Here is a 13,926-nt window from a genome sequence, read left to right as displayed (position 1 = left end):
TATAATCGTCCGGGAACAGACACGCAGCAGGAGAGTTCCCCATGCGCAACGAATCCATTCGCTACTTGATTGTGCCGGGCTGGCAAGGATCGCCAGAAGATCATTGGCAAACCCACTGGCAGAACAGCCTGCCCAACAGCGCGCGGGTGGAGCAGGCCGACTGGCTGACGCCGCGCCGCGAAGATTGGGTGGCGGCCCTGGCCGAGGCCATTGCCGCCGACGACACTCCGGTGATCCTGATTGCCCACAGCCTGGGTTGCATTACCGTGGCTCATTGGGCCGCGCGCGCCCCCGTAGCGGCCCTGCGCCAGGTGCGCGGTGCGTTGCTGGTGGCCCCGGCGGACGTCGAGCGCCCGGCCTGTGCCCCGGCGCTGCGCAATTTCGCGCCGATCCCCCGGCACCTGCTGCCGTTCCCCAGCCAAGTGGTCAGCTCGGATAACGACAGTGCCGTGAGCGCGCCGCGGGCCCTGGAGCTGGCCCGTGACTGGGGCGCCGAAGCCGGGATCCTGGCCGGCGCCGGCCATATCAACGTCAAGTCCGGCCACCATCGCTGGGAGCAGGGTTTCGCCTATCTGTACCGCTTGCAGAACCGCATGGAACAACACGCCCTGCGTCGTGCCTGATCGTCCTTTTTTCGTTTAAACGCCCCGTCCCCCGGCGGTCTGGGGCGGGAGCCTGCCATGAGTGCCCATACCCCATTCGGTCAGCCGTTGCTGACCTTCCCCGATGCCGAGAAAAGCCCCCTGAGCATCCGCGCCAAGGCGCTGGTGTTCGTCGACCCGCGCTCGCGGCAGTTGCGCGAAGAGCTGGAGCAACTGGCGCCGCGTTCGGTCTCGGTACTGATCCGTGGCGAAACCGGCACCGGCAAGGAGCTGCTGGCCCGGCACATCCACCGTGCCAGCGATCGCAGTGGCCTGTTCGTCTCGGTGAACTGCGGCGCCATCAGCCCGACCTACGCCGACGCCGAACTGTTCGGTTATGCCGCCGGCAGTTTCAGCGGTTCGGCCAGCAGCCGCGCCGGCTGGTTCGGCTCGGCCAACGGCGGGACCCTGTACCTGGATGAAATCGGCGACCTGCCGCTGCCGATCCAGACCAAGCTGCTGGCCGCCCTGGAGAACCACGAAGTGACCCGGGTTGGCGCCCAGCAACCGAGCCCGGTGGACGTACGCCTGGTGGCGGCCACCAGCATCGACCTGGCCCAGGCGGTGGCGGCGGGCAAGTTTCACGAGCGCCTGTATCGCTACCTCAGCGAAGGCCAGCTGGAACTGCCGGCGCTGCGGGAACGGGTGGGAGACATCGAGTCCCTGGCCGAATACTTCCTCGGCATCTACAGCCAGCGCCTGGACCTGCCGGTGCCGCTGATCAGCGAAGCCGCGCAGCAGGCCCTGAATCGCCACAGCTGGCCGGGCAACACCCGGGAGCTGGAGAACGTCATCCACTTTGCGCTGCTGGTCAGCAGCGGCGAGGAGATACTGCCCGAGCACCTCAACCTGCCGCCGACGCCCTCGCCGCTGGAGCAGATCCAGCAGTTGTTGCAGCAGATCGCCGAGATCGGATCCGCTGTCGAGCGCCAGGCGCTGCACCAGTTGCTGCAACGCACCGCCCTGACCTGAAACCCCGGCCACCGTAGGAGCTGGCTTGCCAGCGAAGGCGTTCGTTAGGGTGATGCAAGGCCTCAGGGCCTCTTCGCCGGCAAGCCGGCTACTACCAAGGCTGGCCTGGCAGGTGGGAAATCGCAGGCTAGAGCGCCGGGAGGCTGTATGAACAAAATGGAATATGAACGTGAATAAAAGATATTGTTCGGGAATAAAAAATCTCGGTATTGTCCGCCTCACGCCAGCAGTGGCACTTCACTGGCACCTCAATCAGTTCCCTATTTGAAGCCGTCGTCGACCTCGACACCTAAGGACCTTGCATGAAAAAAGTTCTGTTGTTCACCGCACTGGCGGCAGCCCTGAGCGCAGGTATCGCCCAGGCTGGCGAGAAGCTGGTGGTCGCCGCGACCCCGGTGCCCCACGCCGAGATCCTCGAGCTGATCAAGCCGACCCTGGCCAAGGAAGGCGTGGACCTGGAAATCAAGGTCTTCACCGACTACGTGCAGCCCAACGTGCAGGTCGACCAGAAGCGCCTGGACGCCAACTACTTCCAGACCCTGCCCTACCTGAAAAGCTTCAACGAAGGCAAAGGCACCCACCTGGAAACCGTGATCGGCGTGCACGTCGAACCTTTCGGCGGTTACTCGAAGAAGGTCAAGACCCTGGCCGAGCTGAAAGATGGCGCAACCATCGCCATCCCCAACGAAGGCAGCAACAGTGGCCGCGCCCTGATCCTGCTGCAGAAGGCCGGCCTGATCGAGCTCAAGGACCCGAAGAACGCCGTGGCCACGCCCAAGGACATCGCCAAGAACCCGCACAACTTCAAGTTCAAGGAACTTGAGTCGGCCATGCTGCCGCGGGTCCTGGACCAGGTTGACCTGGACATGATCAACACCAACTACGCCCTGGAAGCCGGCCTGAACCCGGCGAAGGATGCGCTGATCATCGAAGGTTCCGATTCGCCTTACGTGAACTACCTGGTGGCCCGCCCGGACAACAAGGACAGCCCGGCCATCCAGAAGTTGGCCAAGGCCCTGACCAGCCCGGAAGTCAAAGCCTTCATCGAGAAAAAATACAGCGGCGCAGTACTGCCGGCGTTCTGATGAACTAGGCTACTGACGCGACAAACCCCTTCAAGGTTTAAACGCCGACGGCTAGCGCAGCGTCGGCGTTTTTTATTGCGCCGGAAAAAACCGTAGGAGCCGGCGCCTACACAGGGGCGTTTTTGGCAGTGGGCTGGGTGGCCCGGCGCAGGGCCGCCAGCCATTTCATCAGTTCATGGGGGTCCAGGGGTTGCGGGGTCTTTGCATCGGCCATGGTGGTCGTCCTTGAGAAGTGCAGCGTCCAGTGGGGCTGTTCGAGCGCGAAAGAACCCGGCAGGCCCGGCAGAGAAGGTAGTAGCTGGGCGCCAGCCCGGCAAATCCGCGGGTTAGGTTTTTGGGTGATATAAATATGCCTTAACGGTATTTAAATTCTGCTTTTTATAGCTATAAAGTCGCGGCAGCCGGGCGGTTACCCATCGCCCCATGGACTGCACCACCGCCGCTATACCCCAGCGGCGTCCAGGACTTTCAATGACCCTCGACTACGCCTTTATCCTCAGCACCCTGCCGGCCTTTCTCAAAGCCGTTGGGGTAACCCTGCAGGTCGGCCTGATCGCCATCGGCACTTCCCTGCTGGTGGCCCTGATCAACGCCACGCTCCTGGTATTTCGCACCCCTTACCTGCACCGGCTGATCGGCCTGTACGTGGAACTGGCGCGCAACACACCGCTGCTGATCCAACTGTTCTTCGTCTACTTCGCCTTGCCGGCCCTGGGGATCAAGGTCTCCGGCTTCACCGCGGCGATCATCACCATGACTTTTCTTGGCGGCGCCTACCTCACCGAGGTGCTGCGGGCCGGCGTGGAAGCCGTGCCCCAGGCGCAGTTGGAGTCGGGGCGTTCCATCGGCCTGTCGCAGTGGCAGTTGCTGCGCTACGTGATCCTGCCCCAGGCCGGGATCCTCAGCCTGCCATCGCTGTTCGCCAATTTCATTTTCCTGCTCAAGGAAACCACCGTGGTCTCGGCGGTGGCGGTGCCGGAAATTCTCTACACCACCAAGAGCTACATCGCCCTGTACTACAAGACCTACGAAATGCTCGCGGTGCTGACGCTGATCTGCGTGCTGTTGTTCCTGCCCCTGTCGCTGTTGCTCAGCCGTCTGGAAAGGAGGTTGCAGCATGGCCAGTTCGGGTCTTGAGCTGTTGCTGGTGTCCCTGCCGCAACTGGCCAGGGGCGCTGCGCAGACCTTGTCGATTTCCTTGCTGAGCATTGCCTTCAGCACCCTGGGCGGCGTGCTCTATGGCGTGCTGCGCAGCCTGCAGCGCAAGGTGCTGGACGTGCCGCTGCGGATCTACCTGGAGCTGTTCCGGGCGATTCCGGTGCTGGTCTGGCTGTACCTGCTGTTCTTCGGTTTTCCGATCTTCTTCGGCATTAGCATTCCCAGCTTCACCTGCGCGGTGCTGGTGCTGTCGCTGTGGGGCGCCAGCGAGGTCGGCGAGGTGGTGCGCGGGGCGCTGCAGTCCCTGCCTCGAGGCCAGCGTGAGGCAGGGCTGTCCATCGGCCTTTCCGGTACCCAGTTGTACGGCTACGTGTTGCTGCCCCAGGCGCTGAAACGCATGACGCCACCGACCATCAACGTCTACACGCGGATCATCAAGACCAGCTCCCTGGCGGTGCTGATCGGCGTGGTGGACGTGATCAAGGTCGGCCAGCAGATCATCGAGCGCACCTACGAGTCGGTGCTGATCTACGGCGTGCTGTTTCTGTTTTTCTTCTTTATCTGCTACCCGTTGTCGGCCGCCTCCCGCGTGCTGGAACGGCGCTGGACGCAAGCATGAGCGCATTGATCGAGTTCCAGGGTTTCAACAAGTTCTTCGGCCCGCAGCAGGTGCTCAAGGAGGTCGACCTCTGCGTGGCGGCGGGTGAGGTGATCGTCATCCTCGGCCCCAGCGGCTGCGGCAAGAGCACCCTGTTGCGCTGCCTCAACGGCCTGGAAACCGCCCACAGCGGCCACCTGCGTTTTGCCGGGCGCGAACTGCTGAGCCCCGCCACCGACTGGCGCCAGGTGCGCCAGCAGATCGGCATGGTGTTCCAGAGCTATCACCTGTTTCCCCACATGAACGTGCTGGACAACATCCTCCTGGGGCCGCTCAAGGTACAGAAGCGCGAGCCCCGGGAAGCCCGGGCCCAGGCCGAGGCGCTGCTGGAGCGAGTGGGCCTGCTGGACAAGCGCGAAGCCTTTCCCCGACAGCTGTCCGGCGGCCAGCAGCAACGCATCGCCATCGTCCGCTCGTTGTGCATGAACCCCCAGGTGATGTTGTTCGATGAGGTCACCGCGGCCCTTGATCCGGAGATGGTCAAGGAAGTGCTGCAGGTGATCCAGGGCCTGGCCCGGGACGGCATGACCCTGTTGATCGTCACCCATGAAATGGCCTTCGCCCGGGCCGTGGCCGACCGCATCGTGTTCATGGATGGCGGGCGCATCGTGGAACAGAACACCCCCGAGGCTTTCTTCACGAACCCGCAGAGCGCACGCGCGCAGCAGTTCCTGGAGAAGTTCTCCTTCGTTGAAGCACTGCCCAAGAAAGCCCCTAAAAAGGAACTGGAGCTCTTATGAAAACTGCCAAGTCTTCGCTGTTGTTACTGCCGCTGTTCGGTCTGGCCCTGCTGGCCGGCTGCGATAAATCTGCCGAGGCCCCCAAGCCTGCGGCCACCGCTGCCAGCGCCGCGCCGGCGGCCGGCTACCTGGACAAGATCAAGGCCCGGGACAAGCTGATCGTCGGCGTGTTCACCGACAAGCCGCCGTTCGGTTTCGTCGATGAAACCGGGCGCTATGTGGGGTTCGATACCGACATCGGCCGGCGACTGGCCAAGGACCTGCTGGGGGACGAGAACAAGGTTGAATTCGTCGCCGTGGAACCGGCCAGCCGCATTCCCTTCCTGCAGAGCGACAAGGTTGACCTGATCCTGGCCAACATGACCGTGACTCCGGAGCGCAAGGAAGCGGTGGAATTCACCAACCCCAACCTCAAGGTGGCGGTGCAGGCCCTGGTGCCCGAAGGCAGTGCAGTGAAGAGCCTGGATGACCTGGCGAGCCGCACCACCATCGTCACCACCGGCACCACCGCGGACATCTGGCTGACCCAGAACCACCCGGACTGGAAACTGCTCAAGTTCGAGAAGAACACCGAGTCCCTGCAAGCCTTGGCCAATGGCCGTGGCGACGCCTATGCCCAGGACAACCTGATTCTGTTCAGCTGGTCCAAGCAGAACCCGGGCTACCGCGTATTGCCCCAGACCCTGGGCGAACAGGCGCCGATTGCCCCGGCGGTGAAGAAAGGCAACATCGAACTGCGGGACTGGGTGAATGCCGAACTGGCCAAACTGGGCGAAGAGAAATACCTGCTCAAGCTGTATGACCAGTACGTGCGCAAGGAACTGAGCGACGACACCAAGCCCGAGAGCGTGATTGTCGAAGGCGGCAAGTGGCAGGGCTGATCCCTCCTCCCTCCGCGTAGGAGCTGGCTTGCCAGCGAAGGCGTCCGCGAGGACGGTGCAGGGCTTGAGGGCCTCTTCGCCAGCAAGCTGGCTCCTACAGAGGGTGTATTTGTAGGAGCTGGCTTGCCAGCGAAGGCGTCCGTGAGAACGGTGCAGGGCTTAAGGGCCTCTTCGCCAGCAAGCTGGCTCCTACGGGGGGCATGGCAGTCGGGGCCGGCGGGGAGGGGTCAATCGGGCCAGTTCCACGCCGGTTCGTCCAGCATGCGCTGGCCGACGATGCCGGTCTGGCCCAGTTGTTTCTCCAGCACGATGCAGTTGCATTCGGGGTCTTGCTGCAAGGCTGCGATCAGCCGCCGGGCGTGGGACACCACCCACACCTGGCATTGCTGCGAGGCGCGAATGATCAGGCGCGCCAGGGCCGGCAACAGGTCCGGGTGCAGGCTGGTCTCCGGTTCGTTGAGCACCATCAGGGTCGGTGGTCGTGGGGTCAGCAGGGCCGCTACCAGCAACAGGTAGCGCAAGGTGCCGTCGGACAGTTCCGCGGCCGACAACGGTCGCAACAGGCCTTCCTGATAGAACTGCACCCCGAACAGCCCCCCCGGAACGGCATCGATCTCCAGCCGCGACTCCGGGAAGGCATCGCTGATGGTTTCGTGCAATGCCTGCTGATCGCCCACTTCGATGATGGTCTGCAACGCGGCGGCCAGGTCCCGGCCATCATGGTGCAGCACCGGGGTGCGGGTGCCCAGTTGTGGTCGGCGCGCGGGTGCCTGGCTGTCGGTGCGCAAGTGGTCATAAAAACGCCAGCCACGGATCTGCTCGCGCAGATGCAGGACCTCGGGTGATGAACTCAGGTTGCCCACCCGGTCGAACAGGCTGTCGCCGCTGCTCGTGTGCTGCGCCAGCACCTCCCATTGGCGGCCCGCACGGGCTCGTATCATCGGGCCCTGGCGGTCCACCAGGGCACTGGCCGAGCGGTACAGGGGCCCGCCCCAGATGCTCTCGCGCTTGATCCACGGGTCGAGAGTGAAGCGCGAGGCAATCGGCGAGCTGTGCCCGGGCAACATGAAATGGCCGCTGGAATCCGGCAGCCCCAGGCTGATCGCGTACCCGAAGTCCTCACCGGCAAAGCCCAGTTGCAGGCGTCTGGCGGCCTTGCGCGGCCCGCCCTGGATCGGCACCTCGCCCTGGCTCATGCGTCGGCTGATCTGTTCCGGCCCGGCCCAATACGTCGATTCCAGCCCGCCTTCCTTGGCCAGGGCGTTGACCACGCCGCCCTGGGCGGTCTCCGCCAGCAGGCGCAGGGCGCGGTACAGGTTGGACTTGCCGCTGCCGTTGGCGCCGGTGACCAGGTTCAGCCGACCCAGGGGAATTACCAGTTTGTTGATGGAGCGGTAGTTGGCCACCGCCAGGGTCTTGAGCATGCCGGGTCTCCTGTTGCGTGGTGCGCAGTGTGCCTGATTTGTGAAGCCGCAGCTTGCTTGCGGCGGCCCTCGAAACCGACGTTGTGCTTGCCAGGATAGAGCGCGTCGAGGGCCGTTGCGGCTGCTGCGCCCCGGGGTGCCGGCCGGCCAGTGGGAGCAAGCTCCGCGCCACCGAAACCCTCTCTGATGAGACTGGCGTGCAGCGGTTGAACCCTGTTCTAAGCTCACAGTCGTAACGTCACTGGCGAGACAGCATCACGCAAAAGGAGCCTGCATGGCTGCGTTCAATTCGAAGTGGATAGTGGGATTGACCCTGTTGCTGCTGCTTGGCGGCTGCGGGGCGGAAAAGCCCGGGGAAAAGGAGCGCCCGCGGGTGCGCATCCTGGAGGTGCAGAGCAGTGACTTCGCCCCTTCGGTGACCCTGACCGGTGACGTCCAGGCCCGGGTGCAGACCGAACTGTCGTTCCGCGTCGGCGGCAAGATCATCCAGCGCATGGTCGATGTCGGCGATCGGGTTACCGCGCAACAGGTGCTGGCCAAGCTCGATCCCAAGGACCTGCAGACCAATGTCGATTCTGCCGCGGCCTCGGTGTTCGCCGAGCAGGCCCGGGTCAAGCAGGCCGGCGCGGCGTTTGTCCGCCAGCAGAAGCTCTTGCCCAAGGGCTACACCAGCCAGAGCGAATACGATTCGGCCCAGGCCGCCCTGCGCAGCAGCCAGAGCGCCCTGAGCGCGGCCCAGGCGCAACTGGCCAACGCCCGCGAGCAACTGAGCTACACCGAGCTGGTGGCCGAGGCTCCGGGGGTGATCACCGCGCGCCAGGCCGAGGTCGGCCAGGTGGTGCAGGCCACGGTGCCGATCTTCAGCCTGGCCCGGGATGGCGAGCGCGATGCGGTGTTCAACGTCTACGAGTCGCTGCTGATGCAGCCACCGGGCCAGGAAACCATTCACATCAGCCTGCTGGACAACCCCAAGGTGACCACCACCGGCAAGGTGCGCGAGGTGACGCCGGTGGTCTCGGCCCAGAGCGGCACGGTGCAGGTCAAGGTGGTGCTCGATTCGTTGCCGGCGGGCATGGACCTGGGCTCGGTGGTCAGCGCCACCGCCCGGGCCCATGGCAAGGCCAGTGTGGTGCTGCCCTGGTCGGCCCTGACCAAGAATCTCAGCGAGCCTGCCGTGTGGCTGGTGGGCGAGGACGGCAAGACGGCCCTGCACACGGTGAAGGTCGGGCGCTACCTCACCGGCAAGGTGATCATCAGCGACGGCCTCAAGGGCGGCGAGAAAGTGGTGGTGGCGGGTGGGCAGTTGCTGCACCCGGGGATGTTCGTGGAGATCGCCTCGCAAACGAGCGACCAGGGAGCACAGCCATGAAGCGCCTGCTGCCGTTGTTGTGTGCCAGCGCCTTGTTGCTGGGCTGCTCCAGGGAAGAGCCGGCGCCGGAGCCGGTGCGCCCGGTGCTGTCGTTCCGGGTGGCGCCCCAGGCCGAGGAAAGCCTGGGGCGTTTTGCCGGCACCATCCAGGCCCGCTACGAGACCAACCTGGGCTTCCGGGTGCCGGGGCGCATTGCCAACCGCAATGTCGATGTCGGTGCCGAAGTGGGCCCCGGGGACTTGCTGGCCACTCTGGACCCCACCGACCAGCAGAACCAGCTGCGGGCCGCCCAGGGCGACCTGGCCAAGGTCGAGGCGCAGTGGATCAACGCCCAGGCCAATGCCAGGCGCCAGCAGGAACTGTTCGATCGCGGCGTGGGCGCCCAGGCGCAACTGGACATCGCCCAGACCGACCTGAAGACCACCGGTGCCTCCCTGGACCAGGCCAAGGCCTCGGTACGCCAGGCCCGGGACCAGCTCAACTACAGCGAACTGCGCAGCGATCACGGCGGCGTGATCACCGCCTGGAACGCCGAGGCCGGGCAGGTGGTGACCGCCGGCCAGCAAGTGGTGACCCTGGCCCGGCCGGAGATCAAGGAAGCGGTGATCGACCTGCCGGCCAGCCTGGTGGACCAGTTGCCGGCCGGTGTGGAATTCAAGGTCGCGGCACAGCTGGATCCGAGCATCAGCACCACCGCCACGGTGCGTGAGATCGAACCCCAGGCCCAGAGTGCAACCCGTACCCGCCGCGCCCGCCTGACCCTCAAGGACACGCCCGAGGCCTTTCGCCTGGGCACCGCCATCAGCGTGACCCTGAGCTCGGCCATCGAGCCGCGCACCGAGGTGCCGCTGACCGCCCTGCAAGAGGTGGAGGGCAAGACCCGGATCTGGGTCGTCGACCCCCAGAGCCAGACGGTGGCTCCGCGCGAGGTCACGGTGCTCAGCCGCGACAGCGCTTCGGCGTTGATCAGCCAGGGCGTCAAGTCCGGCGAGCGGGTGGTCAGTGCCGGCGTCAACAGCCTCAAGCCGGGGCAGAAAGTCAAAATCGATGAGGACCGCGCACAATGACGCCCGACAGCAAAGGGAGCTTCAACCTGTCCGAGTGGGCGATCAAGCATCAGTCCTTCGTCTGGTACCTGATGTTCGTTGCGCTGCTGATGGGCGTGTTTTCCTACATGAATTTGGGGCGCGAGGAAGACCCCTCCTTCACCATCAAGACCATGGTCATCCAGACCCGCTGGCCCGGTGCGACCCAGGAAGAAACCCTGAAGCAGGTCACCGACCGCATCGAGAAAAAACTCGAAGAGCTGGACTCGCTGGACTACGTGAAAAGCTACACCCGCCCCGGCGAATCGACGGTTTTCGTCTACCTGCGCGACACCACCAGTGCCAAGGACATTCCCGAGATCTGGTACCAGGTGCGCAAGAAGATCAACGACATCCGCGGCGACTTTCCCCAGGGCCTGCAGGGCCCGGGGTTCAACGATGAGTTCGGCGATGTGTTCGGCTCGATCTACGCCTTCACCGCCGATGGCCTGAGCATGCGCCAGCTGCGCGACTACGTGGAACAGGTACGGGCGCAGATCCGCGAAGTGCCGAACCTGGGCAAGGTGGAGATGGTCGGCGAGCAGGATGAAGTCATCTACCTGAACTTCTCCACCCGCAAGCTGGCGGCCCTGGGCATCGACCAGCGCCAGGTCCTGCAGAGCCTGCAATCGCAGAACGCGGTGACCCCGGCCGGGGTGATCGAGGCAGGGCCGGAGCGCATCTCGGTGCGCACGTCCGGGCAGTTCGCCTCGGAGAAGGACCTGGCCACGGTCAACCTGCGGCTCAACGACCGCTTCTACCGGCTGGCGGACATCGCCGAGATCAGCCGCGGCTATGTCGACCCTTCCACGCCGCTGTTCCGCTTCAATGGCAAGCCGGCCATCGGCCTGGCGATCGCCATGAAGAAGGGCGGCAACATCCAGGACTTCGGCAAGGCCTTGCACGCCCGCATGGACCAGCTCACCGCCGACCTGCCGGTGGGCGTCGGGGTGCACAAGGTTTCCGACCAGGCCGAGGTGGTGGAAGAGGCAGTGGGCGGTTTCACCAGTGCCCTGTTCGAGGCGGTGATCATCGTGCTGGTGGTGAGTTTCATCAGCCTCGGGGTCCGCGCCGGGCTGGTGGTGGCCTGCTCGATTCCGCTGGTGCTGGCCATGGTCTTCGTGTTCATGGAGTACAGCGGCATCACCATGCAGCGGATCTCCCTGGGGGCGCTGATCATCGCCCTGGGGCTGCTGGTGGATGACGCGATGATCACCGTGGAAATGATGGTCACGCGGCTGGAGAAGGGCGAGAGCAAGGAGCAGGCAGCGACCTTCGCCTACACCTCCACCGCCTTTCCCATGCTCACCGGGACCCTGGTGACCGTGGCCGGCTTCGTGCCCATCGGCCTCAACGCCAGTTCTGCCGGTGAGTACACATTTACCCTGTTCGCGGTGATCGCGGTGGCCATGCTGGTGTCGTGGATAGTCGCGGTGCTGTTTGCCCCGGTGATCGGCATCCATATCCTCAGCACCAACGTCAAACCCCATTCCGATGAGCCGGGGCGTATCGGACGGGCCTTCAACGGTGGCCTGCTGTGGGCCATGCGCAACCGCTGGTGGGCCATCGGCATCACCGTGCTGCTGTTCGTGGCTTCGGTGTTCTGCATGCGTTTCGTGCAGAACCAGTTCTTCCCGTCATCGGACCGGCCGGAGATCCTCGTTGACCTCAACCTGCCGCAGAACGCTTCGATCAACGAGACCCGCCAGGCCGTGGACCGCCTGGAGGCCACCCTCAAGGACGACCCGGACATCGAGCGCTGGAGCACCTACATCGGCGAGGGCGCGATCCGTTTCTACCTGCCCCTGGACCAGCAACTGCAGAACCCCTACTACGCCCAGCTGGTGATCGTCAGCAAGGGCCTGGAGCAGCGCACGGCCCTGACCCAGCGCTTGCAGAAACGCCTGCGGGAAGATTTCGTCGGCATCGGCAGCTATGTGCAGGCCCTGGAAATGGGCCCGCCGGTGGGGCGGCCGATTCAGTACCGGGTCAGTGGCAAGGACATCGACCAGGTGCGCAAGCACGCCATCGAACTGGCCACCGAGCTGGACAAGAACCCGCACATTGGCGAGATCATCTATGACTGGAACGAGCCCGGCAAAGTGCTGCGCATCGACATCGCCCAGGACAAGGCGCGGCAACTGGGGCTGTCCTCCGAAGACGTGGCGCAGTTGATGAACAGCATCGTCAGCGGCTCCACCGTGACCCAGGTGCATGACGACATCTACCTGATCAACGTGGTCGGTCGCGCCGACGACAACGAGCGCGGCTCCCCGGAAACCCTGCAGAACCTGCAGATCGTCACCCCCAACGGCACTTCGATTCCGCTGCTGGCCTTCGCCACGGTGCGCTACGAACTGGAGCAGCCGCTGGTGTGGCGTCGCGACCGCAAGCCGACCATCACCATCAAGGCCGCGGTGCGCGATGCGATCCAGCCCACCGACCTGGTCAAGCAACTGAAGCCGGACATCGACCATTTCGCCGCGCAACTGCCCGCCGGCTACTCGGTGGCCACCGGTGGCACTGTGGAGGAAAGCGGCAAGGCCCAGGGTCCGATCGCCAAGGTGGTGCCGCTGATGCTGTTCCTGATGGCGACCTTCCTGATGATCCAGCTGCACAGCGTGCAGAAGCTGTTCCTGGTGGCCAGCGTGGCGCCCCTGGGGCTGATCGGCGTGGTCCTGGCCCTGGTGCCCACGGGCACGCCCATGGGCTTTGTGGCGATCCTCGGGATCCTGGCGCTGATCGGCATCATCATCCGCAACTCGGTGATCCTGGTGACCCAGATCGACGAATACGAGCGTGAGGGCTATCACCCCTGGGACGCGGTGCTGGAAGCCACCCACCATCGACGGCGGCCGATCCTGCTGACCGCGGCGGCGGCCAGCCTGGGGATGATCCCGATTGCCCGGGAAGTGTTCTGGGGGCCGATGGCATACGCCATGATCGGCGGCATCATCGTTGCCACCTTGCTCACCCTGCTGTTCCTCCCGGCGCTGTACGTGGCCTGGTACAAGATCAAGGAACCGAGCAAGGACACCGAGCGCACCCGGCCCACGGCCTCGTAGGCGCTGGCTATTTCCGTAGGAGCTGGCTTGCCAGCGAAGAGGCCCGAGAGACAGGCGCCTGACTCGCAAGTGTCTTCGCCGGCAAGCCGGCTCCTACGGGGTATGCGGCGTTGCAGAGGGCATAGGCCCCCCACGGCCTCGTAGCAGCTGGCGAGCCGGCTCCTCGCAGGGGGATCAGGCCTTGCGCCAGACGCTGGCCAGCCACGGTTGCTGTTCCCGAGGCAGGCCGGCGGGGCGGTAGTAGTGTTCCAGCTCGACGAACCCGGCATCCGTCAGCAACGCCTGCCAGGCCGCCAGGTCGTGGTAGGCACCATAGCGCGGGCCGTTCCAGCCTTCCTGGTTGTTACCCCGGGGATTGGAGCTGAACAGTACGCCACCGTCCTTGAGGCTGGCATGCAGTTGCTTGAGCACCCGCGGCAGTTCCTGGCGGGGAATGTGGAACAGCACCGCGTTGGCGAAGATGCCGTCGAAGTGAGCCGCCGGTAGATCGAGCTTGAGGAAGTCCTGCTGCCAGACTTCGCAGCCGCTGTCTTCCCGGGCCATCTGGGCGAAGCGCTCGCAGCCGTCGAGGCCGATGGCCACATGGCCCAGGCGGGTGAAGGCCTGCAGGTCGCGGCCGGGTCCGCAGCCAAAATCCAGCACGGTGAATGGCGCCGAGCCCTGAATGTGCCGCAGCAGCGCGTCGATGTTCTGGCTGACGTCGTGGTCGCGGGTGCCTTCGCGAAAGTCCTCGGCCACCTGCTGGTAGTGGCCGAGGGTGGTGGCGGTGATGCTGTCGAGATCGTCGGGGGCGAGTTTCATGGCGGGTCGCATGGCGTTAAGGGAATGGCCCGAATATACCCCATGCA

General features: G+C 64.7%; 12 protein-coding genes. 10 read left to right on the top strand and 2 right to left on the bottom strand.

What is annotated here, in order from left to right; genetic code table 11:
* The first annotated feature begins 41 nt into the window (after window positions 1-41).
* The 7 genes from M2395_RS28005 to M2395_RS27975 all read left to right on the top strand — a co-directional run bounded on the left by M2395_RS28005 (window position 42) and on the right by M2395_RS27975 (window position 6,135).
* A complete protein-coding gene (locus M2395_RS28005) occupies window positions 42-623 on the top strand; it encodes an alpha/beta hydrolase (RefSeq protein ID WP_011058608.1) in 582 nt (193 codons plus the stop codon).
* 57 nt (window positions 624-680) lie between these two features.
* Entirely contained in the window at window positions 681-1,613 is a 933-nt protein-coding gene (locus tag M2395_RS28000; RefSeq protein WP_011058609.1) for a sigma 54-interacting transcriptional regulator, read from the top strand.
* Window positions 1,614-1,915: 302 nt separating this feature from the next.
* Window positions 1,916-2,698, top strand: coding sequence for a MetQ/NlpA family ABC transporter substrate-binding protein (locus tag M2395_RS27995; RefSeq protein ID WP_011058610.1), 783 nt, complete (start codon window positions 1,916-1,918; stop codon window positions 2,696-2,698).
* A gap of 471 nt (window positions 2,699-3,169) precedes the next feature.
* On the top strand, window positions 3,170-3,835 hold the full coding sequence (locus M2395_RS27990; RefSeq protein WP_011058611.1) for an amino acid ABC transporter permease: 666 nt from the start codon (window positions 3,170-3,172) through the stop codon (window positions 3,833-3,835).
* Complete coding sequence (locus M2395_RS27985; protein WP_053148446.1) at window positions 3,816-4,475, top strand: amino acid ABC transporter permease; 660 nt, start codon at window positions 3,816-3,818, stop codon at window positions 4,473-4,475. Before M2395_RS27990 ends, M2395_RS27985 begins: the two co-directional genes overlap by 20 nt.
* Window positions 4,472-5,254 carry an amino acid ABC transporter ATP-binding protein gene (locus M2395_RS27980; RefSeq protein WP_015633732.1) on the top strand — a complete coding sequence of 261 codons (783 nt, stop codon included), beginning with the start codon at window positions 4,472-4,474 and terminating at the stop codon, window positions 5,252-5,254. The genes M2395_RS27985 and M2395_RS27980 overlap by 4 nt, the downstream gene beginning before the upstream one ends.
* Entirely contained in the window at window positions 5,251-6,135 is an 885-nt protein-coding gene (locus M2395_RS27975; RefSeq protein WP_015633733.1) for a transporter substrate-binding domain-containing protein, read from the top strand. Before M2395_RS27980 ends, M2395_RS27975 begins: the two co-directional genes overlap by 4 nt.
* A 227-nt stretch (window positions 6,136-6,362) precedes the next feature.
* Here the strand turns inward: M2395_RS27975 and M2395_RS27970 are convergent, their stop codons facing one another.
* Window positions 6,363-7,559, bottom strand: a complete 1,197-nt coding sequence (locus tag M2395_RS27970) for an AAA family ATPase (RefSeq protein WP_011058615.1) — start codon at window positions 7,557-7,559, stop codon at window positions 6,363-6,365.
* Window positions 7,560-7,833: 274 nt separating this feature from the next.
* Between M2395_RS27970 and M2395_RS27965 the strand changes: the two genes are divergently transcribed.
* From M2395_RS27965 to M2395_RS27955, 3 genes are read left to right on the top strand one after another with little or no spacing between them, the layout of a single operon-like run.
* A complete protein-coding gene (locus M2395_RS27965; RefSeq protein WP_011058616.1) occupies window positions 7,834-8,928 on the top strand; it encodes an efflux RND transporter periplasmic adaptor subunit in 1,095 nt (364 codons plus the stop codon).
* Window positions 8,925-9,995, top strand: coding sequence for an efflux RND transporter periplasmic adaptor subunit (locus M2395_RS27960; RefSeq protein ID WP_123431255.1), 1,071 nt, complete (start codon window positions 8,925-8,927; stop codon window positions 9,993-9,995). Before M2395_RS27965 ends, M2395_RS27960 begins: the two co-directional genes overlap by 4 nt.
* Window positions 9,992-13,078, top strand: a complete 3,087-nt coding sequence (locus M2395_RS27955; protein ID WP_015633736.1) for an efflux RND transporter permease subunit — start codon at window positions 9,992-9,994, stop codon at window positions 13,076-13,078. The genes M2395_RS27960 and M2395_RS27955 overlap by 4 nt, the downstream gene beginning before the upstream one ends.
* Window positions 13,079-13,252: 174 nt before the next feature.
* Here M2395_RS27955 and M2395_RS27950 read toward each other — a convergent pair whose 3' ends face one another.
* Window positions 13,253-13,879 (bottom strand): bifunctional 2-polyprenyl-6-hydroxyphenol methylase/3-demethylubiquinol 3-O-methyltransferase UbiG, encoded by a 627-nt coding sequence (locus M2395_RS27950; protein ID WP_123431254.1) that lies wholly within the window; start codon window positions 13,877-13,879, stop codon window positions 13,253-13,255.
* Between the last annotated feature and the right edge of the window lie 47 nt (window positions 13,880-13,926).

Origin of the sequence: Pseudomonas sp. BIGb0176 (genome assembly GCF_024810175.1) — a bacterium.
GTDB classification, from domain to species: domain Bacteria; phylum Pseudomonadota; class Gammaproteobacteria; order Pseudomonadales; family Pseudomonadaceae; genus Aquipseudomonas; species Aquipseudomonas protegens.
The sequence above is the reverse complement of the archived record's forward strand: the minus strand, read 5'-3'. Positions and strand labels throughout refer to the sequence as shown.